This is a genomic window from Flagellimonas yonaguniensis (genome assembly GCF_029193885.1).
In the GTDB taxonomy this organism is placed as follows: domain Bacteria; phylum Bacteroidota; class Bacteroidia; order Flavobacteriales; family Flavobacteriaceae; genus Flagellimonas; species Flagellimonas yonaguniensis.
Map to the genome: position 1 here is coordinate 1 of NZ_JARFVB010000019.1, position 21,714 is coordinate 21,714.

Consider the following 21,714-nt stretch of genomic DNA (forward strand, 5'->3'; position numbering starts at 1 on the left):
ACCGCAACCTTCAGGCCGGCCTCCGAGAGCACCTTTGCGGACATCCCCCCGCCAGCACCCGAGCCAACGATGATCGCATCGTAGACCGTACCGTTCTCTATTATCTGCATTGATCTGTGTTTGGTTTAATTATGTATGAATAAAATGAATCGATCTTAACGAAAAACCGCTGCAATGAACTTACTTGATTGTCTTGAAGCAGGTCATCACAAAAATCTTGAAAATGAAAAAATGAGGCCCATCATCCGTAAATGGCATGGGCCCCTAAGTTTTAAAAATGTTTAATAGCCGTTGTTATCCGTACCCAAGCTTGGGTTACGTTGAAGTTCAGGTCCTGGCAAAGGCAGCAACATGTGCTTTGCCTCAATCTGTTTGCCTCTTTCCGTGGTATGGCCCACTGCATTTACAAAAGATATGGAACCCGGGGCATCAGCCACTGGAAATTGTCCAGTACGAACAATATCGAACCATGTTTTGAATTCAAACACCAGTTCTTTGTGTCTTTCTTTCCATACTTCTTGTACAAAGGCATCTGTACCCAATCCGGACAACTCTGCTTCAATGGTGGCCATATCGGATTCCCAATAAGCTCTTGATCTTACTTGGGCCAAATAGTTGACAGCATCAGTATTTACCCCACTTGATCTGGCTATAGCCTCGGCAGCGATCAAAAGCACATCGGCATAACCATAGACCACAAAATCCTTTCCTGAATTAGCAGTTTCAAATACTGCAGTATCATCATGCCAAATGTAAGGTGCCGTGGCAAAGGTCTGCTCTGTATCCTGAAAGGTGGAATGGAAGTACTGCTTTTCCTGTATTCTAAGGTCCCCGGCAGGATCGTATAGATCCATAAAGCCATCGGAAGGCAGGTATCCACCATTCGTAATGTCATACAACACATCCGAAGCGAGTGCCACAGGATAGGAATATCTTGGATATACCGAAGTGGCGATCTCTGGATCGTATTCTTTGATATAAATGTGCTCTACTGCTGATGCATCTCCTTTTCTGATTTTATTATAGGCAGAGTTTTCAACATCCACTACCCCTGGGGAAACTTCATCGTGCTGAACCAAATCATAGGAACCGTATGTTCCGTTGATGATATCTTGTGACAATACTGCCGCTTCGGCATATCGGTCGGCGTTCAATGGGTTACCGCTCATGGTCAGGTACACATCGGCCAGTAAGGTCGCCACTGCTCCTGCGGTAACTCGTTTTCCATTGTCCACCATGCTCACTGTTGGCAATCCGCCGTCCAGTGCATCCGTCAGATCTTGCTCGATCAAGGCATAGACATTAGCTATTGGGCTTCGCTCCAAGTATAGGTTCTCCAAAGATTCGTAGGGTTCTGTAGTCAATGGAACCGGACCGAACCATCTAACCAAATAATAGTAGGCGAATGCCCTGAAGAATTTGGCTTCTGCCAACAATTGCATTCTTTCCGAATCACTCAATCCCGGGGTTTCGGGAATATATTTGATGGCATTATTGGCTCTGGAGATTCCCAAGTAAAGTTCCCTCCATCTGTCTTGTAAATAACCTCCAATGTTATCCCCGTTGAGGGTCAACTCCTGTGAATTGCTCACATGCAATTCCTGACCTGCATATTCATTATAAAAATAACCTGACATATATCCGCCCAACATCATGGGTGTTCCGCTGTAGACACCGCCATCCGTCATGTTGGGGGCCCCAGTTCTGTACAGGGAATTCACGGCACTATATGCTTGGTCCGGTTCTGAAAAAAATTGATTGGAATCAAGTTCGGCAAGGGGTTGTTCTTCCAAAAAGTCCGAACAGGAGCCCAATACAATCATTCCTATGAGAAAAACTATATATTTAATTTTCATGATATTTTTTTTATGGATTAAAATTTGAGGCTACATCCTATGGTAAATGTCCTAGGCTTGGGGTATTGGAAGAAGAAAATGTTCTGTCCCCATTGGTTTCCGCCCCATGAAGTTGCTTCGGGATCGTACCCTTGAAAGTCTTTGGAATGGATCACGAAAGCGTTTTCCAAACTAGCATAGACCCTCAAACGGTTCAAGCCCATCAAATCCAAGAATTGTTGATTGAAGTTGTAGCCCAAGGAGAATAGATTTCCCCTGATATAGGAACCGTCCACTACCCATCTGCTGTCCACTTGACTGTTTTGTCCCGCATAGGCTTGGTTCCTGATCTCCTGTACCATGGTGTTCTGGTTGTTCTCCGTCCATCCATCATAAAGTATGGTGGACAATCCGTTGGCAATACCGGAACGGTCCTCGGTGGAGTGATAGAATTGTTGCATGATCTCCACACCTGCCACAAATTGGATATCGGCCGTGAAATCAAAATTCTTATACCGGAAGGTGTTGATGAAACTTCCCGTAATATCCGGCAGACCTTTTCCAAGGATTTTCTTTTCTGCAGATCGTTTAGCCTCTCCTGGAACAGCACCAACCTCAGCGGCCTCAGCGGCTTCGTCCGTACCCCAAGTTCCTAAACGCTCATATCCCCAGAAGGAACTCAAGGATTCCCCTACACGTAAGATCGTCTGGCTACCAGACACCCAGAATGGTCCTGGTTCGATGTCCTCATCGTTCTCTCCCAAACTTTCAATCCTATTCTTATTGTAGTTCATGTTAAAGGAGGTTTCCCAACCGAAATCGGATTTACGGATAATCTCTCCTGTGATCATGGCCTCGATACCTTTATTGGAAACAGAACCGATATTATCCCTAACCGAAGTAAAGCCAGTGGTGTACGGTACGGGTCTGTCCAACAACAAATCTTTGGTCAACTTATCATAGTAGTCAAACTCAAAACGCAACCTGAAATCAAAAGCGGCCAAGTCCAATCCAATATCAAATTGACTTGTTTTTTCCCATTCCAAACCTGGATTGGACAAACGATTCACGGAACTGGAACTTACTCTAGTACCATTCAGTAAAACCGTACCGGATGATACCGTGGCCAATGAACTGTACGGGTCAATTTCAGTATTACCTGTGATACCGTAGCTACCACGCAATTTCAATCGGTTGATAGCGGTTACGTCCTCCATAAAGGCTTCTTCAGTAATATTCCAACCTGCACCAATAGAAGGGAAAAACCCATATTTGTTATCCTCCCCAAATCTTGAGGAACCGTCGACCCTTCCGGTCAAGGTCAATAAATATTTATCTTTATAGGTATAACCAGCACGCACAAAATAGGAGTTCAAGGCCCACTCGTTGGTGGTGGATTCCGGTGCACTTGGATTACTGGCGGAACCGATATTGTTATAACGGAAAAAGTCATCACTAAATCCTCTGGCAAAAATATTGGAGGACTCGTACTTGCGCTCTTGCCAACTCAACCCCAGCATGGCGTTGATTCTATGATCGCCGAATTCCTTGTTATAGGTCAGGTAATTCTCCTGCTGCCAATAGGTGCTCTTTTCATTAAAAATCCTGGCATAACCATCGGGGGCGGAAATATTTACCAAATCCCTTGGTGAGTATTCTTTTTTATTTCTGATGTTTTTATCGAAACCGAACTGGGTCCTGAATTCCAGTCCGGGCATAATATTGAAACTGGCATAGAAGTTTCCGAAAAGTTGGTTCCTTTCCCAGAATCTTTCCTGTGTTTCCAAGACATGTACTGGATTGGACATGGATTCCAAATTGTATGCATCACTGATCATTTGGCTATTGCTCCATGTTCCATCTGGAAATTTCACGGGGAAGATCGGTGGCATTTCTATCATGGTCCTTCTTGGTGATTGACCTCCTCCACCTTCTTCAAACTCGGTGTCCTTAACGTCATTTACCAAAAGGTTCACCCCCAATTTCAACCAATCTTTCGGTGTCACATCATAAGCGATCTTTCCGCTGATCCTATCCAACTCGTTGTTCAGCATAATCCCTTCAATATGGGAATAGTTCAAAAACACCCCTATGGATGATTTCTCACTTCCTTGTTGAATGGATAACTGGTGATTATTGGAATAGGCCGTACGTGTAGCTTCATCTTGCCAATCGGTATCATATAGAGGATTGCCCTGTGCGTCAAATAAATTGGGGTCATCGGTGGTAAATACCGGAGCTGGATCGTTTGGACGATACTTTGGAGTATTTTCCATACCTGTCCTAACGACTTCCAACCATTCTTCCGCGTTGAGCAAATCCATTTTTTTACGGATACTTCCAACACTCAAAAATCCATCATAGCCTATGGATATCTTTTCATCCTGAGACCCTCTTTTGGTGGTTATCAATACCACACCATTGGCACCCCTTGCACCATAGATCGCTGCGGAAGATGCATCTTTCAGCACTTCCATACGCTCAATATCGTTGGGGTTGATGAATTGAATATCATCCATTACCACTCCATCAACAACATATAAAGGATCGGTCGACGAATTAATAGTCCCCACACCACGGATCACGATTCTGGGAGATCCTGTCGGAGAACCTGAATTCAAAAATACATTTACACCGGCCACCTTACCACGCATTCCTTGAAGGGCATTGCTAACAGGTGCCTTTAAAAGTGTTTCGCTGTCCACGGCACCAACGGCACCGGTAAGATCGGATTTTTTCTGTGTACCGTATCCCACAACAACAACTTCTTCCAGTGCGGCCACATTTTCTTCCAGTACCACATCCACTGCCTGTTGGTCTGTGACTTCTATTTCTTGGGTCACAAAGCCAATGTAGCTGAACATAAGGACATCGCCTGTGTCGGCCATGATGCTGTAATTACCATCAAAATCCGTGGTAGTTCCCTTTGAAGTGCCTTTTACCAGTATGGATACGCCTGGTATGGGGGTTCCCGCTTTATCAGTAACCTTTCCATTGACCGTGAACTGTACCGTGGTTCGGATAAGTTCATTGATCCTGTCCGGGGTCAAAGCAGTCGGTGCTTTATCGACATGCTTGTTTAAAAGGCTTTCAATTTTACTTTTGATTTCCGGGTTGTCCTTTGGAAAAAGAATGATTTGATTGCGGACGTAGCTAAAAGCGATATCGGATTCCGAGAACAACTCGTTCAATACGGCATCCAAGGTTTTATTTTCAACCTTTAGCGATTTTCTGGAATATACATCCACAATACTGTTATTGTAGAAAAAACTATAGTCGCTCTTGCGTTCTATCTCGTTCAGAATCCTCTTTAATCTGACGTTATTCGCCTCTAAGGAAATACTTTGGGCGTTAGCCTCTGATGCAAATAACTTGGCCAAAGTAAGTGCCACTAAGATTAAATAGATTTTCATTATCCTGATAATTGGGACCTTTGGTAAAAAAAGTTCCTTTTTTTCCATAATTTTGATGAGTTTACGATGTTTAATTACATTTTTATGTGGTTAAATAGTTTCTGAGAGGAGGGTGCGGGAACACCTTCCTCTCTTTTTTCAGGGGTCATTTCTTCATATATAGTGTTATTTGGTTGTTGTTCATTTTGTAGAGTATAGGGGAAGAAACCTCAAAGAGGTCCAAAATTTGTTCAATGCCGAGATTGTCGAACTCCCCAGTGTATTTGTAATCCATGATTCCTGGAGACTCAACGGATATATCCACTTTGTACTTTCGCTTTAAGTCGCCTATTACCTGCCGTATCGGTGTCTCATCATAAATCAGTTTACCCTCGCGCCAGGACGTTAAATTTTTGGTTTCCACATTGTCCACGATGAGCTTGTCCGCATCCTTTACATAGGTGGCTCTTTGGGACGGGGTCAATACGACTGTTTTTTTATGGTGCTCTTCAATCACTTTGACCTTTCCTGAAACCAAAGTGGTTTCCACATTAAGATCTTCGGGATATGATTTTACATTGAAGACAGTTCCCAGTACCTGAATCTTCATTCCATTTCCCGTCGCCACCATAAACGGTTTCCTTGGGTTGTGGGTCACATCAAAAAAGGCCTCTCCCCTTAAACTGACTTCCCTCAAATCCCCTGAAAAGGTTTCTGGATAAGAAATTGTTGTATTCGCATTTAGGGTCACTTGGGTGCCATCGGACAAGGTCAGTGTCTTGTTCTCACCGATGGAGGTAGTCATGGTGATGTTCGTAGTTTCCTCCACCAATTGTTCTTCAGGGGAGGTCAAGGTGTAGGCCAGTGCGAACATCAGTACCACACAAGCTGCATATCCAACATACTTGTACCATTTTGCAAAGGTGGTTGGCCTACCAGAATTCCCATGCTCATTTTCTTTGAGCATTTTAGCCACATGGAGGGCTTTCAACACATGGTAGCGTTGTTGTTGCTTTGGATTCTTGAGCAACCACTTTACCACCTCCGCCTTTCTTTCATCTGATAGCCGGCCTTCTACCAAAGCGATAATATCCTTGTTGTTCATTGTGTTTTAGGAACAGTGTTCACTAACAGGACGTAAAAAAGAAAGGTACCCCCTAGTCGGGGTTGAAAAAATTATAGAAACAGTGATGGAAGGTAATCGGCAAGGACAGTTCGGAGTTGTCTTAAGGCCCTTGAAATATGGTTCTCCACTGTTTTGGAGGAAATATCCAATTCTTCGGAAATTTCTTTGTGACAAAGTCCATCCAAGCGGCTTTTCTTGAAAACCATCCTGCATTTTTCAGGTAGCTTTTCGATGGCGGAATCGACCAAGGATTCCAGTTCCTTGGCCAAGATGGAAGATGCGGCATCATCTGCCAATGCACCATGGTTCAACCAAAACTCTTGCTGTTCGGTGGACATTTCCTTGGTGAGCTTATTTTTTTGCTTTCGTAGATAATCCAAAGAAGCATTTCGGGTCATGCTGTACACATAGCCGGTAAAATTGGATCTAATCTGTAAAGTATCCCGCTTTTCCCATAGCTTGATCAAAACATCGTGGACAATTTCCTCCGCATCTTCTTTGGATGGAATATATGCATTGACTATGACGAACAGTTTGGGTTTGTAGAAGTCATACATTAAGCCAAAATCGCTATCCATACCCATATCGGAAACTGGATTTGTTTTGAGGTTATGTGAATATTCTGGCTTCATTTTAGAGAAATGCAAATATTTTACCCTCGCAATTTACAAATTTCGAATTAACAGCAAATTTTGATTGGAACTAAAATGTAAGGACCCAGCTAGACCTTTTTGGCATACTCCAATTTGAAGTGCCGGCTACAAAGAGTTTCTCGTTGGTATAAGGACCATAGACCTCTGCGGTATCAAAAAATGTCACGCCCATCTCCACTGCCTTGCGAGGCAATTGAATCATTTCCGAAGTATCTTTTGCCGGACCATGGCCAAAGCTCATGCCCAATGGAGGATACTTTCAAGTCTTTTCCTAAAATTCTTGTTTTCGTTTTACGCTATGCTTTTTACAGATTCAACCAGTATGTTACCTTTAGATTGATCGACCTAAATCGTGGCGCAAAGGTTTGTGTGAAATAATTGTCGTTATACACTAAGTATATGTCGGACAAGGGTGCAAAACGCCATTGCAGTCTTGAATTGATTGTGGTTTACAAGGGGGCACAAAGTAATTTTAAAGAAATCTTGAGGCCTTTTTCAAACTCTTATGGATTCCATCAATCAGACACTATAAAAACAGCCCTACACTTAGGCCATTTTCATGTGTGAAGTTTTGGCAAAATAGGTGGTTTAAATGAAAAAACGACACCGCAGACCATGCATTTTTGATAGATTACAAGGCAATTATAGACTATATTTACATGGTTAATCAACCTTATAAATAATGAACCAACGTCTGACCATTTTTCTATTCCAATACATTTTTTTCCCTTTGGCATTGATTGCCCAAGAATCCCTTCCTACGTTTGACTATGAGATATCGATACCGAACCCCGATAACCATAGCTACCATGTTTCCTTGGAGCTACTGAATTGGCCAACGGATACAGTGAAATTACAGTTGCCCAATTGGATGCCGGGCTACTACCAGATGATGGATTATTATAAAGGGGTAAGAAATTTCGAAGTTCTTTCTGGGCAAACTTTGGATGACTCCAAACCAATGACATGGCAACTATCCGGTGTGAAGGGGCAAAAAATCCAAGTGGCGTACGATATTTTCACGGATCGCACCTTTGTGGCCAACAGTTATGTCGATGCCGATAGGGCCTATATCATCCCTGTCAACTCCTTTTTGTACGTAGACGGCCATATGAATGTCCCGATAACGGTAACCGTAAAAAAATCAAATGGATGGGCCGATGTGGTCACGGGACTTGAACTTGTAACGGAGAACGCCCAAAAAGCCGTTTTCAAGGCTGCTGATTTTGATTCGTTCCTCGATTCCCCACTTTTGATGGGCAATTTAAAGAAGCTTCCAGATTTTGAGGTCAATGGCATCAACCATAGGTTTTGGGGATACAAGATGGGGGAATTCGATGAGGGAAAGTTGGTGGAAGACCTACAATCTGCAATACAAGTAGCTTCAGGGATCATCGATCATATTCCCTACAAGGAGTATACCTTTATTGGTATTGGTCCTGGACGGGGTGGAATTGAGCACCTGAACAGTTCCACTGTTAGTTTCAATGGCGATCAGTTGCAATTACCGGAAGGGTATCTGCGTATGATTGATTTTTTGTCCCATGAATACTTTCACCATTACAATGTAAAACGTATTAGACCCTTTGAACTTGGGCCATTCGATTACCAAAACGGTAGCAAAACCACCCAATTGTGGATCAGTGAAGGACTTACTTCCTACTACTCACGAATAATGGTGCGCCGTGCTGGAATCTCGTCCGAGACGGATTTCCTTAAAGGAATTGCCTCTGGCATAACCCAGTTTGAGAACAATCCAGGAAAGGAATACCAATCCTTGATCGAATCCAGTTTTGAAACATGGCATGAAGGACCTTTTGGCAAAAGCGGCAAAGACCCCAATAAAAGCATTTCCTATTATGTAAAGGGGCCCATTGTCGGTCTTTTGATGGATTTTGGAATCAGGGAAGCTACCAACAACGAAAAATCCTTGGATGATGTAATGCGCCAATTATACCATAAATACTATCTGAAATTGGGTAGAGGGTTTACCGATGCCGAGTTCAGGACCGTATGTACCGATATTGCTGGAACCCCCTTGACAGAACTGTTTCAATACATATATACACCAAAACCCTTGGATTATGACACCTATTTGGGATATGCAGGGTTGAAATTGGTAAAGGAGCAGCTAACCAAATCTTTTAAGGACCGAGATGGGAACCCCATCGAGAAATCGATGGATGTTTACACCCTTGCCCCTATTGAGAATCCCTCTACTTCGCAAAAAGCCATTTTGGATTCCTGGATGGGTAAATAAGCTCAACAGTCCTATAAGCTTAATGTAGAAAAAAGAATACTCACCAAGGGATTTGATCAATATTTCCGCTCCCGATGGTTATGCCAGGATTTTTAATGATTTTCGTTCATCATACCTTTGGCACGATTCCATCATGTTGATGAGGTAAACTTGATCAAAGGGTTTGCACAGATAAAAATTGCTTCCGACCAGTTGTCGATATTGCTAATTTGTTTTTACGGGAATCGCTATGTACCCATCGCCATACCATTTTATGACCAATGGTTCGTCGGCATCTTTGATGGTCTCTTCGCTCACGTTTTTGCCCGTGCCGTAATTAACATCCGAAAATGGTGCTTTGATACCATTTACAACCGCCACCAATCTACTCCCCTTGCTGATTTTTTTACTGGTCATCCGAACGATGCCAAAAGGCAGCTTTGTCTTCACATTCGGGGTCAACAATTGTCGATTTTCCTTATCCAATACATAACTGGCCCTACCCACATACGGCAGTGCCAATGCAAAGAATTTGCCTTCAGGGGTCTGCTCGAACAACAGCACGTTGTAATCAAAATCTTTTTTGTTGATGCTCACCGAGATTTCCCCTCCAAAAGAGCCGTTCAGTTCAAAATCGGAATCAAAAGGTTCCGTTGCAAAGGAAAACCCATTGCCCACCATAAGACTGTCCGAAACAATGTTTCTCCAACCACTCGAATTCCAAGTGAGGTTACCCCGATCTGAAAAATCAATGGTCTGCTCCAAATAACCATTGGGATCCAAAGGTTCTTCGGAAAGGGAGTAATGGATGTCCTTTCCATTGTTCCCTGTACCGAACAACGATCCAAATGCCACTCCCGAACGCTGGTTACCTAAATAATAGCGAAGCGTATCGTTGGCCATTTGTTCCAACGACGGAGCGTGTCCCCATTTGTTGCCCCCCATCACTTGATAATTGATTTTATCCTGCAACAACGTAGGTTTGGCCTTGCCCTTCAACGTATGATCAAACCACTCAAAAATCAACTCCGTAATATCAATTTGGGCCACAGAATCAATGTCATACCCAAAAATATGGGCATTGGGCTTTGCTTGGGCACCAAAATGGGTGTAGGGTCCAATGACCAGATAGTGCTCCGCATTTTTGTTGTATTTGGTATGCTCCCTCAAGTAATATTGAGTCCCGATTTGTCCACCATCATAATACCCGGTCGTGGCCAAAACAGGAATATCGATATGGGTAAAATCGGCTTTGTAAGGTATCATGTTCTGCCAATAGACATCAATGGTTGGGTGCAACAATCGCTCTCTAAACTGTGGATTGGGCAATCCGTCCAAACTGTCCATGGCGCAATAGGCCACCCCTTTTTCATACCATTTCATGTTCAGGTCGTGCCACCGCTGCCCATTGTAATATAGGGTCGTGTCCAAATATTTGTTGTTGGAGACATAGTGGTGCCAGGGATAATGGAAATTCTGATGAACGCCATTTTCCATGGGTTCGGCAATACCTGGCGCTGCCGAAACCGAGGGAACAATGGTTTTCAAGGCCGGATGCACTTTGTGTTTAACGGAAGCCCATTGGGTAAACCCTACGTAACTGCCACCATACATGCCCACTTTTTGATCGCTCCAATCTTGTTTGCTGATCCAATCAATGACCTCGTACGTGTCATTTGTCTCATATTTGTAAGGGACAATGGAATCAGGGCTCAATCCCTTGCCTCTTGTATAGGATACTATTCCCACATACCCATGGTCGGCGGCCATTTTGGCCTTTTTCAAATCATCTTTACGCGCATAGATGGTATGAAACAACACCGCAGGGGTAGGTTCTTTGGTTTCGGCATTTCGGACCACGATTGCATGGATCTTTGCTCCGTCTTGTGTGGAAATCAAAATACTGTCCTGAATCAGATACGAAGTGCCATTTTCAGTAACTGACCTTGGACTTTGGACTGATTCTTTCTGCTTGCAAGAAGCCAAAAAACCAAGGATTGCGATTATAATAAAAAGAGATTTGCTGATTGGGTTTTTCATTTTGATCGATTTTGTCTTTGGGCATAATTTGCCCCTAAAGCTTTATGCTTTTGCTGTTCGTTATTTTGATAAATTGATGTTCAAGGCTCTACAAACTGTTCCATTTTTTGAACTTTATGGATTGCCTGCTCGAAACCTCAATGGTCTCTCCGCTGGTCAGTACCAACTGTAGTTTGTTGTTGAAATATGGATGTATTTTCTTGATGTATTCCATATTGATAATCTGACTTCTATTGGCCCTAAAAAACACGGTTGGGTCCAGCTTTTCTTCCAGTTGGTTCAGGGAACGCTTGATCATGGCCTTTTCGGTTCCAAAATAAAGGCGGGCATAATTCTCCATGGATTCGATGAACCTGATTTCCGCCAACGGGACGAAATATACCTTTTCACCATCTTTGATAAATATCTTTTGATGGATGTCCAATGGTTTTTCCTTTGCCTCATCCCTCTTTTTCAATCCCTGTTTGACCTTCTCCATGGTCTTGGCAAAACGTTCCTCCCGCAATGGTTTCACCAAATAGTCCAAGGCATTTACCTCAAATGCCTGAACGGCATATTGATCATAGGCCGTGGTAAAAACCACCTCTGGAACCGTCGTGAGTTCTTCCAGTAGATCAAATCCTGATTTTCCGGGCATGTGAATATCCAAAAAAATGATATCGGGTTGGTTGGCCTCTATCAACTCCAAAGCCTTATCCACATTATTGGCCTCCCCCACAATTTCAAATTCAGGATAACCTTTTAGAGCTCTGCGGACCTCTTCACGAGCCAATCGCTCATCATCTATGATCAATGTTGTATAGGTTCCCATGTTTTTTCGTTTGGAATCAAAAGGGTAGCCACCACCTCATGTTCTTTTGGCGAATCAATTGTAAACTTTGCCTTGCCATCATATTGTAACAAAAGGCGTTCTTTCAAATTTTTCAGTCCCAAGCCTCCCTGACCTGCGTTGGAAAATGTTCCTGGATTTTTAACGATGATTTCCACAAAACCATCATGTTCTTTTAAGGAAATGTCGACAGTGCCCCCTTCAAGCTGTTTGTCCACCCCATGCTTGATGGCATTCTCCACCAAAAGTTGTATGCTCAACGGGGGAATTTTGCAACTCTTGAGGCTTTGGTCAACATCGAAATTCACATGTAACCGTTCCTCAAACCGCAATTGTTCCAGTTCCACATAATCCTTTACCAAGGCCAATTCTTCCGCAATGGAAATGGTGATATGTTCTTTTTCATACAGAGAAGAACGCAACAAGTCGGACAGTAAATCGATAGCCCTTCGTGCAATCGATGGATTCTCAATGATCAATGATTTGATGGAATTCAATGAATTGAACAAAAAATGCGGATTCAACTGCGCCGATAGGTTATCCAACTGACTTTGCTTGGCAATAACGGATAATTGGGCATTTGCTTTGGCGGTATTTACCTCTTTCACATAAAAATGATACGCATGATAAGCCAGTACCCAAATGGCCATGTGCCGCAATCCCGTAATCAACACCGGGTTCCAAACAGATAGATTCTCAACAAAAGTATTGTTGCCAAGGACCAAATAAATATAGGCGGATGTCTTTACATTCATGATCAACATGAACAGTACCGACAAGATCAGAATGGAAGGGATCACCTTCTTTATCAAACCTTTGATCTCCAATTGGTTCCAGTTTGCCCTTAGGGCAATGGCTCTATATGCATGTGTAAGACCAATACAAATGGAAACATCGAGCACATAGTTGATCAAGGCGTGGGTAATTTCAAATTGGTCCCGTACCAATGCAATGTAAAGCCATAGCAACGAAACGATGCCCCAACCAATGATCTGGCATTTCCAATAGAGGGATAGGTTTGCATTTGTCATTTTGGTTCCCAATGGTTTAGCGGTTGTTCATGATGGTTTCTAATGGCCCTTTGAATAACTGGTCAATTCGTTGGTATACATGCCATACCCATCATCATTCACATGCTTGATATATGTTTTCAATTCAGGGGCATACCACCAAATATCGGTCATATCGCCCTTAAAACCCCTGGAATTTGTGACAATTCCTTTGTATTCTATTTTGTATGCCTTGAAGGTTCCTGCCATCACGCTCAATTCTTCAAACGAAACCACTTCCACATCCTGACTGGTTTTCCCAGTGGTGCCTTCATTATTTTCCCATTCTGATTCATATTTCCATTTTTTTCCCACGCGCAAAGGCCAGCTACGAAATGGTGTCCTACCCTGCTTTTGGTTCACAATAGCTGGGATTTGAACGGTATCAACACCGTTCCAAAGGCCTAAATTACCATTATAGGCCACAACTTCCTGGATATCCTCGCCTTCTGCCCGTACCTCTCCATCCACTTTCCGTTCCCATTTCCAAATCCATTTTTCCCCAATCCCATAATCCTCCGAAGTTGGCTGATCGAATTTCGTGGATGCACAATTCGTGAAGATCATTAGCAGTGTCAAATGGTAAATTACTCTTTTTGTCATTTCTGTTGGTTTAATGATTGATAGTTGTTGCCATATCCTTTTACGAACAACACTGCAAAGCAATGAAAAACATAGATCCCCTATAAGTAAAAGTACATGAATGCTGATTATGGGGGATGGGCGCCGATAAACAGGTCATAGTCATATCCCCCTGCTGCTTTCTCCTCGGATTGAACACCAACTTCAAGCTATGGTCGATACATTGTTCCTACATTCATAAAGGTTTGGACAAACGATTTGAGACATAGGAAAATGTGCCAGCTCTCGATGTCTTACACAAGAGCACATCCTCATAAATGGCATTTAAATGCCAACAAAAAGCCAGAAAGCATTGATTTTCTGGCTTTTTTGTTTTTTACTTCGCAACCGTAAGCTCTTGTTTTCCCCTAATTGAAAAAAACCAACACCCCATACGTAATGGCGAAAGAAGCTCATTAACTTATTGAATTGGTGTTCCTCGGAGTTTTTCAAAGGCCTCATACGTTCTATCCACTTTTTCTTTTGGAGTGGTTTCGAACTCTTTGTCGGTTACTTTGTAATACGTCTGCAAACTATCCAGCTTTTTGTGCATCTGGGCCACGACATCTTTGTATGCCTCATCGTTGATGGCATTGTGCAGCTCCTTGGGGTCCTTTTCCAGATCGTAAAATTCCCATTGATCAATATCATCGTAAAAATGAATGAGCTTGTACCTATCCGTTCTGACTCCATATTGCCTTTTTACCATGTGAAATGCCGGAAAATCATAATAATGGTAGTAGACGGCATCCTTGAAGTCATCTTGGGTACCTTCCAAAAGGCCTCGGAATGATTCTCCTTGCATATTGGCAGCATATTGTTGTCCTCCCGCCAAATCCAAAAAGGTCGGGGCAAAATCCAAGTTCTGCACTAAGGCATCGATATTGGTTCCAGGTTCGATTACACCCGGTAATTGCATCAACAAAGGCATTTTCATCGACTCTTCGTACATGAACCGCTTATCGAACCAACCGTGTTCACCCAAATAGAATCCTTGGTCGGAAGTATAGACCACCAAGGTATTCTCGTCCAAACCAGTCTCCTCTATATAATCCAAAATACGTCCAATACCCTCATCAACAGATTTTACAGTGGCCAGATATTCGTGTAAATACCGTTGCCCCTTCCATTCGGCCAATTCCTTTCCATGCAGATCAGCTTCGTAAAATGCGTTGTTTTTTGGCAAATATGCTTCATCCCAAATCTTCCGTTGTTCTGGGGTCATTCGTTCAAAATCAGTGGTCCATGGATTATGGGCCAAATCCGTACTACCATAACCATCACTCATCTTTAGGTCATGCCCTTCGTACATATCCTTGTAAATCGTCTGTTGTTGTTCGGCAGCTGCGGTTTGATTGTCAAATTCAGGAAAATACGTATCGGGCAATGGAAATGTAATGGAATCGTAAAGGTTCAAATGGCGCAAAGCCGGCATCCAATTTCGGTGTGGAGCTTTGTGGTGTACCATCAAATAGAAAGGTTTTTGGTCAGCATTCCTATGTTGTAGCCATTCCAAACTTTTATCGGTGATCAAGTCCGTGGCATATCCTTCGACCACGGTGGTATCTTCGCCTTGAATGAATTCTGGGTTGTAATAATTTCCTTGATCGTTGAGAATATCCCAATAGTCGAATCCTGTTGGTTCCCCGTGCAAATGCCATTTACCGACAATGGCGGTTTCGTACCCGAGCTTTTTCAGATGCTTTGGCAAGGTTGGCTGGCTGTTGTCAAACCGTTCGCCATTCATCCGAAATCCATTGATATGACTATGCTTTCCTGTTAAAATAACGGCCCTACTGGGCCCACAAATGGAGTTGGTGCAAAAGTTGTTCTGAAAAATGGCCCCGTTCTTGGCGATTCTGTCAATGTTCGGGGTTGGTGCCAATTTGCCCAATTCATGATTGTAGGCACTAATGGCCTGATAAGCATGATCATCCGACATAATAAAGATAATGTTCGGGGGACCTTGGGCAACTTCTTCTTTGGATGTCGTTTTCTGTTTGCAAGAAACAGTGAGAAGTAGTCCAAGAAGCATTAATCCAATGCGCATATTGTGATCTGTTATTTTAGCGTGAATGTATCCGATAGCTCTGCATCTGAGTCGGTTCCCATAAAGACTTCGAAGTCACCTGGTTCCGATGCGAATTCGAGTTGGGCGTTGTAGAATTTCAAATCGTCGGCCGAAAGAGTAATCGTTACTTCCTTGCTCTCCCCTTTCTTCAACATGACTTTCTGAAAACCTTTCAACTGGCGCTTTGGGGGTGTAATGCTTCTGACCACATCCCTCAAATACAATTGTACCACTTCTTCCCCATCGTAATTACCAGTATTTGTAACCGTCACGGTTGCAGAAATTGTTTCTCCTTGATTGATTTCCTTCTTGTTCAACTTGAGATTGGAATATTCAAAAGTAGTATAGCTCAATCCGTAACCAAATGGCAACAAGGGTGCGTTGGGCACATCCAAGTAGTTCGACCTGAACTTTTGGAATTCGCCGCTTTCTGGTGCGGGCCTACCCGTGACCTTCGCACTATGGTACACTGGAATCTGCCCCACGTTCACAGGCCATGTAGCTGTTAATTTTCCTGATGGGTTGTAATCGCCAAAAACCACATCGGCAATGGCATTTCCTGCTTCCACACCTGGGTGCCATACTTGCAAAATGGATACGGGCATATCAAATTCTTCAGGAATGGTCAAGGGTCTACCGCTCATCAATACCAAGGCCACAGGTTTGCCTGTTGCCACCAAGGCTTTTATTAATTTCTTTTGGCTCTCTGGAATGGAAATATCGGTACGACTGGAGGATTCTCCGCTCATTTCTGTGGCTTCGCCGACGACTGCCACTACAACATCAGAAGTTTTGGCCAAATCCACCGCTTCTTGGAGCATGGTTTCCGGGGAACGCTCGTCGATTAGGATTCGTTCTCCCAAAGAATTCACATTCTTGGCAAAATCGGCATCATCAGAAATATTGGCTCCTTTTGCATATTGTATTGTTGCTCCTGAAGCTACATTGTTAAATCCTTCCAAAATTGTCACTGCCAGATTGAAATCCCCTGTGGGCGCCCAAGTTCCGAGCATATTTTCCCTGCTATCCGCCAATGGACCGACCAAGGCGATCTTACCTTCCTTGGCCAATGGAAGTATATTGTTATGATTTTTGAGCAACACGAAGGAACGGGTCGCCAATTTCCGCGACAACGCCCTATTTCCATCCGTTAAAATATCCTTTTCAGGGCGTTTGGAGTCCAAGTATTTGTAGGGGTCATTAAAAAGTCCAGAAATATATTTGGCTTCCAATACCCTTCTACAAGCATTGGTAATGTCTGTTTCGGTCACTTTTCCTTCCTCCAAGGATTTCTTCAAAGTGCTCAAAAAGCCTTCTCCCACCATATCCATATCCAAACCTGCTTTCAACGCCAAGGCAGAAACTGCTTGTAAATCACCCAAACCGTGAGGAATCATCTCGTTGAGGGATGTATAATCCGAAACCACGAAACCATCAAATCCCCATTGATCCCGAAGCAAATCGGTCAACAACCATTTATTTCCCGTAGCGGGCACGCCATCCACATCATTGAAAGAACTCATCACACTGGCCGCACCAGCATCGATGGCCGCTTGGTAGGGTGGCAGATATTGGTTGAACATTTTGATCTTACCCATGTCCACCGAACCGTAATCTCGTCCCGCTTCGGCGGCACCATATAGCGCAAAGTGCTTTACACAGGCCAACATGGTATGCGAAGCTGCTAAATCTTCGCCCTGATATCCTTTTACCATGGCTTCGGCAATTTTTGAACCCAAATAAGGGTCCTCGCCCGCTCCCTCGGCGATACGTCCCCAACGTGGGTCACGGGCAATATCAACCATGGGAGAGAAATTCCAATTGATGCCATCTGCCGTGGCCTCCCTAGCTGCCATTTGTGCAGCTTGTTCCACCAAATCCATATCCCAACTGGACGAAAGACCCAACGGAATGGGATAGGTGGTCTTGTACCCATGGATGACATCGGAGCCAATCAGCAAAGGAATACCCAATCGACTTTCTTTGACGGCCAATTCCTGGGCTTTTCTTACCCTATCGGGACCAGCAACACCAAAGAGTCCGCCTACTTGACCAGCTTTGATCTTGGTTCCAACATTTTCACTCACCACTTCGCCAGTTGCCACTCCACCTCCTGGTGTCAACAGATTTAATTGACCGATTTTTTCATCTATGGTCATTTTTTGCAACAATTGTTCTACTTCTGGAATTCGTTGCTGGGCATGGGCACTTCCCAAAACGAGAGCCAAAATGGCGAAGAGTGATTTTTTATAGTTCATGATCAGGTTGTTTTCTGTATGCTTTTTATTCTGATGTTTCTTGTATCGTTTTTTTAGTGTGTGCAAACAACCAAGGCAACAAATCGAGTTCTGCGAATGCTGGGTCCCAGCTATTGTGATTGGCAAAATCGTACATTGTGAACTTCGGATGCACCCCTGCTTTCAACAAGGCCGAAACCATTTCCACGGATTGCAATGGATGCACTACATTGTCCTGTGCCCCATGAAACACCCATAATGGCGTGTTTTCGGCATAAGCTGAAACCGATTCCGGTTCACCTCCTCCGCAAATAGGCACAGCAGCCGCAAACGTATCTGGCTTTCTGCTCAATAATTCAAATGTGCCCATGCCTCCCATGGAAAGTCCCATCAAATAGACTTGATCATCCTTGGTATAAGGTTCCGCTATAGTCGTCTCGAGCAAATCCATTACCATTTCCAACGGTTTTGTGGGGCCTTCGCTGTACTTAAAGTCCAAATTGATAGGATAGGAACTCCTATCCACATCTACACTGGCCCAATAGCTATCTCTTGGGCATTGTGGGAATATGACAACCGCCGGATAACGTTCTTGTAGATAATCGGTAGCGAACAATTTGCCACCATTCCAAAGTTGTTTTTCATTGTCATTTCCGCGCTCTCCGGCCCCATGAAGAAAAAGTACCACAGGATAGTTTCCATCCTCTTTAAAATTCTTGGGATACATAATACGATATCGTAAGGTATCGTTCCCATCAATAAGTATTTTGGCTTCGTATTTTGATTGCCATTGTGCGGCGACCAAATTACAAGCCCAGAACAAAAGAAAAAATGATAATTGTTTTGTCATATCAAAATCCAAGTTTGGTCAAACCAGCTTGAACATCTTCGTTACCCATAAACAAGTTCCAAAGCAAACCGGTCCGATAGTTTTCAATCATGATGATCTGCGGGCCTTGATCTATGGCCAAGTATGCTTCTGCCACCCAATCGTATTCGGGGCTAAAGGCATCGTAAAACCCTGCTGGACCCAACAAGTCATCTCTATTTCTATAAAAGTAATGCATTGCATCCAAAGATTCCTCGGGCGCATAAGGAATAGAACTGATTGCTGCGGTGGGAGATATGACCCCAGTATCGTTGCTAGGGCTATGGGCGTTGTACCCTATACTCCCATCGTTGTTTCGGGAGTAACTCGCCGTCAACCCCCAACAATCTTCGCCATAATCTTGATAAAAATCGGGATTGTCTACACAGTACTCGTAATTGATCATGGTATGGTTGACATTTACATCCCAGTAATCCACATAATCATCGGACAGATTTCGAGGATCTAATCCCATATAGGAATAATGCGCCCAAAACAGGGGTCCACCGAACTGTTCGGAGCCATTATGCCTTACCAAAAGCGGATAACCGTATTGCGTGTTTGCCGATTGGATTCCTCCGCCAGAGGCCCAACCATTTGAATACACCTCTTTTTCTATTCCGAAATCCGGTGAGGCTGCAGCTATGATATAGGTGATCAACACCTCGTTATATCCCTTCAATTGAAGGTTGATATCGAAACCATGGTTAGGGCTCCAATGCCAGTACAGTACATTTTGGTTTTGGGTATACCAATCCCATTCCACACCTTTCCAAAGATTGTCGGCCTGTTGGGCCAAAGCTTGCTCAGCATCTGAACCGTTTTTGAAATATTCCTTGATGCAGATAAGGCCTTGAGCCAAAAAAGCGGTTTCCACCATATCGCCCCCATCATCCAAATCGCTAAATGGGATCACCGCACCAGTTGAACCATTGATCCAATGCGACCATGCCCCATGAAAGCGATCAGCATTTTCCAAAAAATCCAACAAGGTGTTCAATCGCTCCAACCCTTCAGTTCTGGAGATATACCCTCTTTCCATTCCGACCAAAATCGCCATGAGGCCAAAGCCGGTGCCTCCGACGGTCACAACTCCTTCGCTATTGCCAGGGTCGTCCGGATGATACCTTTCCCTAGCTCCTCCGGAATTGGCATCGGCAAAGTCCCAAAAATATTTAAAGGTCGTTTCTTGGGTCAGGTCCAACAATTCCTCATCAGTAATTGCAGGCTCATCATCGTCATCATCGGAGCCATTACCAGGAAGTTCTGGTCCTGTGGGCACATAGGTATAATCGTCCCCTCCCCCACAGGATGAAGTCAGCGTGGCGAAGAGGACTATATATATTGTTTTTTTAATCATCCGCGGGTTCCATATTTGGGCTTTCAAAACCCAATTTCATCAAACCTTTTTGCACTTCTTCATTGGCCATAAACAATTTCCAAAATAGGCCACTTCGGTAATTTTCTATCATTACAGGGATTGGTCCTTGGTCAATGGCCAAATATCTTGGCAGGTACCAATCGCCCTCTAAACTAAAGGCATCATAAGGTCCATATTTGCCTATCAGGCTATCCTGTTCGTTGTACATGAACCGCAAAAACTGTTTGCTCTCCTCTGGGGTATATGGCATGGATGAAAGTGCCGCAGTGGGTGAAATCACGCCCAAATCAGCTTCGGGACGGTGACCAGCATATCCTTTGATGGAATAGCTGGAGGTCAAGCCCCAACAATCTTCCCCATATCCCTTATAACCCTTCGGATTGTCCACGCAATATTTATAGTGGATCAAGGCATGGTTCCGGTTCAATTTCCAATAATCACCAAACTGGTCTTTAAGTCCTTTCGGATTCAAACCTAAATAAGAATAATGTGCCCAAAACAAAGGTCCTACGGGTGCATCGCTATGCTCATAATGATTCAGTTCCGTTTTCAGACCATAGTAGGTGGTGTCCTTGGTGATTTGTCCGTCCACGGCCCATCCTTTTTCATAAACGGATTTTTCGATGGGGTGGGTCGGGGATGCTGCCGCCAAAATGTACATGATCAGGGCCTCGTTATAACCTCCTACAGGAAAGTTCATTTCCCATTGGTATTCTGGGCTCCAATGCCAATACAGCACATCTTTGCCATTTTTGGTGTACCAATCCCACTCTACGCCTTCCCAGAGCTCTTGGATTTTTTCCGCCAATTGCTGTTCACGCTCATTTCCATTTTTGAAATAAGCTTGAACCGTTAACAATCCTTGAACCAAAAAGGCGGTCTCCACCAAATCCCCTCCATTGTCCTTTTTACTGAACGGAGTCACTTTTCCTGATGGCAATAACCAGTGTGGCCATGCCCCATGGAAACGATCGGCTTTTTCCAAAAAGTCCATAATGTGCTCATAGCGCTCCAAGGCTTGCTCTCGGGAGATAAATCCTCTTTCCACTCCCACTAAAATAGCCATGAGTCCAAAACCAGAGCCTCCAATGGTTATAATATCCTTATCGTGGTTGGGATAAATCCCATCCAAGTGAATACGTTCCCTTGCCAATCCTGAAATGGGTTCCGCACCATCCCAGAAATAATTGAAGGTTTGGTACTGCACGGAGTCCAATAGTGCCTTGTCGGCTACGGCCAGACTATCCGCATTTATTTCTGAAACTTTCTTTGCTTCTGCTTTAGTTTTTTGGCCATTGCACCCTGTAAGCAAAGTGGCAATGGCCAATGGAATTAAAATTAACCTCATATAAACTAAACTAACTAACTCAAAT

The 21,714-nt window shown here is 43.7% G+C and carries 15 protein-coding genes; 1 reads left to right on the forward strand and 14 read right to left on the reverse strand.

The window, feature by feature from the left end; all coding sequences use genetic code 11:
• Positions 1–281: 281 nt before the first annotated feature.
• The 5 genes from PY092_RS18155 to PY092_RS18175 form a co-directional block, all read right to left on the reverse strand.
• Positions 282–1,856, reverse strand: coding sequence for a RagB/SusD family nutrient uptake outer membrane protein (locus PY092_RS18155; RefSeq protein ID WP_275617181.1), 1,575 nt, complete (start codon positions 1,854–1,856; stop codon positions 282–284).
• Between the two features lie 17 nt (positions 1,857–1,873).
• Positions 1,874–5,248, reverse strand: a complete 3,375-nt coding sequence (locus PY092_RS18160; protein ID WP_275617182.1) for a TonB-dependent receptor — start codon at positions 5,246–5,248, stop codon at positions 1,874–1,876.
• Positions 5,249–5,393: 145 nt separating this feature from the next.
• Positions 5,394–6,332 carry a FecR domain-containing protein gene (locus PY092_RS18165; protein ID WP_275617183.1) on the reverse strand — a complete coding sequence of 313 codons (939 nt, stop codon included), beginning with the start codon at positions 6,330–6,332 and terminating at the stop codon, positions 5,394–5,396.
• Positions 6,333–6,403: 71 nt separating this feature from the next.
• Entirely contained in the window at positions 6,404–6,985 is a 582-nt protein-coding gene (locus tag PY092_RS18170) for an RNA polymerase sigma-70 factor (protein ID WP_275617184.1), read from the reverse strand.
• 70 nt (positions 6,986–7,055) lie between these two features.
• The gene (locus PY092_RS18175) at positions 7,056–7,247 is read right to left on the reverse strand and encodes an aldo/keto reductase (protein WP_275617185.1); all 192 of its coding nucleotides are present in this window, start codon (positions 7,245–7,247) and stop codon (positions 7,056–7,058) included.
• A gap of 441 nt (positions 7,248–7,688) precedes the next feature.
• Between PY092_RS18175 and PY092_RS18180 the strand changes: the two genes are divergently transcribed.
• A complete protein-coding gene (locus PY092_RS18180; RefSeq protein ID WP_275617186.1) occupies positions 7,689–9,266 on the forward strand; it encodes a M61 family metallopeptidase in 1,578 nt (525 codons plus the stop codon).
• Between the two features lie 204 nt (positions 9,267–9,470).
• On the opposite strand, the gene PY092_RS18185 is transcribed toward PY092_RS18180, so the two are convergent.
• From PY092_RS18185 to PY092_RS18225, 9 genes are all read right to left on the reverse strand, one after another.
• A complete protein-coding gene (locus PY092_RS18185) occupies positions 9,471–11,285 on the reverse strand; it encodes a CocE/NonD family hydrolase (protein ID WP_275617187.1) in 1,815 nt (604 codons plus the stop codon).
• An 88-nt stretch (positions 11,286–11,373) separates the two neighbouring features.
• Entirely contained in the window at positions 11,374–12,096 is a 723-nt protein-coding gene (locus PY092_RS18190; protein WP_275617188.1) for a LytR/AlgR family response regulator transcription factor, read from the reverse strand.
• Positions 12,075–13,145: a sensor histidine kinase gene (locus PY092_RS18195; RefSeq protein ID WP_275617189.1), complete on the reverse strand. Its 1,071-nt coding sequence runs from the start codon at positions 13,143–13,145 to the stop codon at positions 12,075–12,077. The genes PY092_RS18190 and PY092_RS18195 overlap by 22 nt, the downstream gene beginning before the upstream one ends.
• A gap of 39 nt (positions 13,146–13,184) precedes the next feature.
• Entirely contained in the window at positions 13,185–13,766 is a 582-nt protein-coding gene (locus PY092_RS18200) for a hypothetical protein (protein WP_275617190.1), read from the reverse strand.
• 439 nt (positions 13,767–14,205) lie between these two features.
• A complete protein-coding gene (locus PY092_RS18205) occupies positions 14,206–15,834 on the reverse strand; it encodes a sulfatase family protein (RefSeq protein ID WP_275617191.1) in 1,629 nt (542 codons plus the stop codon).
• Between the two features lie 11 nt (positions 15,835–15,845).
• Positions 15,846–18,113, reverse strand: coding sequence for a beta-glucosidase BglX (bglX, locus tag PY092_RS18210; protein ID WP_275617192.1), 2,268 nt, complete (start codon positions 18,111–18,113; stop codon positions 15,846–15,848).
• 25 nt (positions 18,114–18,138) lie between these two features.
• A complete protein-coding gene (locus PY092_RS18215; RefSeq protein WP_275617193.1) occupies positions 18,139–18,942 on the reverse strand; it encodes a carboxylesterase family protein in 804 nt (267 codons plus the stop codon).
• Between the two features lies 1 nt (position 18,943).
• Entirely contained in the window at positions 18,944–20,320 is a 1,377-nt protein-coding gene (locus tag PY092_RS18220) for a glucoamylase family protein (protein ID WP_275617194.1), read from the reverse strand.
• Positions 20,313–21,689 (reverse strand): glucoamylase family protein, encoded by a 1,377-nt coding sequence (locus PY092_RS18225; RefSeq protein WP_275617195.1) that lies wholly within the window; start codon positions 21,687–21,689, stop codon positions 20,313–20,315. Before PY092_RS18225 ends, PY092_RS18220 begins: the two co-directional genes overlap by 8 nt.
• Positions 21,690–21,714 lie beyond the last annotated feature (25 nt).

Coding starts and splice junctions, on each gene's coding strand:
- PY092_RS18155 (WP_275617181.1), bottom strand. CDS start 1,856: ATGAAAATTAAATATATAGTTTTTCTCATAGGAATGATTGTATTGGGC.
- PY092_RS18160 (WP_275617182.1), bottom strand. CDS start 5,248: ATGAAAATCTATTTAATCTTAGTGGCACTTACTTTGGCCAAGTTATTT.
- PY092_RS18165 (WP_275617183.1), bottom strand. CDS start 6,332: ATGAACAACAAGGATATTATCGCTTTGGTAGAAGGCCGGCTATCAGAT.
- PY092_RS18170 (WP_275617184.1), bottom strand. CDS start 6,985: ATGAAGCCAGAATATTCACATAACCTCAAAACAAATCCAGTTTCCGAT.
- PY092_RS18175 (WP_275617185.1), bottom strand. CDS start 7,247: ATGAGCTTTGGCCATGGTCCGGCAAAAGATACTTCGGAAATGATTCAA.
- PY092_RS18180 (WP_275617186.1), top strand. CDS start 7,689: ATGAACCAACGTCTGACCATTTTTCTATTCCAATACATTTTTTTCCCT.
- PY092_RS18185 (WP_275617187.1), bottom strand. CDS start 11,285: ATGAAAAACCCAATCAGCAAATCTCTTTTTATTATAATCGCAATCCTT.
- PY092_RS18190 (WP_275617188.1), bottom strand. CDS start 12,096: ATGGGAACCTATACAACATTGATCATAGATGATGAGCGATTGGCTCGT.
- PY092_RS18195 (WP_275617189.1), bottom strand. CDS start 13,145: ATGACAAATGCAAACCTATCCCTCTATTGGAAATGCCAGATCATTGGT.
- PY092_RS18200 (WP_275617190.1), bottom strand. CDS start 13,766: ATGACAAAAAGAGTAATTTACCATTTGACACTGCTAATGATCTTCACG.
- PY092_RS18205 (WP_275617191.1), bottom strand. CDS start 15,834: ATGCGCATTGGATTAATGCTTCTTGGACTACTTCTCACTGTTTCTTGC.
- bglX (WP_275617192.1), bottom strand. CDS start 18,113: ATGAACTATAAAAAATCACTCTTCGCCATTTTGGCTCTCGTTTTGGGA.
- PY092_RS18215 (WP_275617193.1), bottom strand. CDS start 18,942: ATGACAAAACAATTATCATTTTTTCTTTTGTTCTGGGCTTGTAATTTG.
- PY092_RS18220 (WP_275617194.1), bottom strand. CDS start 20,320: ATGATTAAAAAAACAATATATATAGTCCTCTTCGCCACGCTGACTTCA.
- PY092_RS18225 (WP_275617195.1), bottom strand. CDS start 21,689: ATGAGGTTAATTTTAATTCCATTGGCCATTGCCACTTTGCTTACAGGG.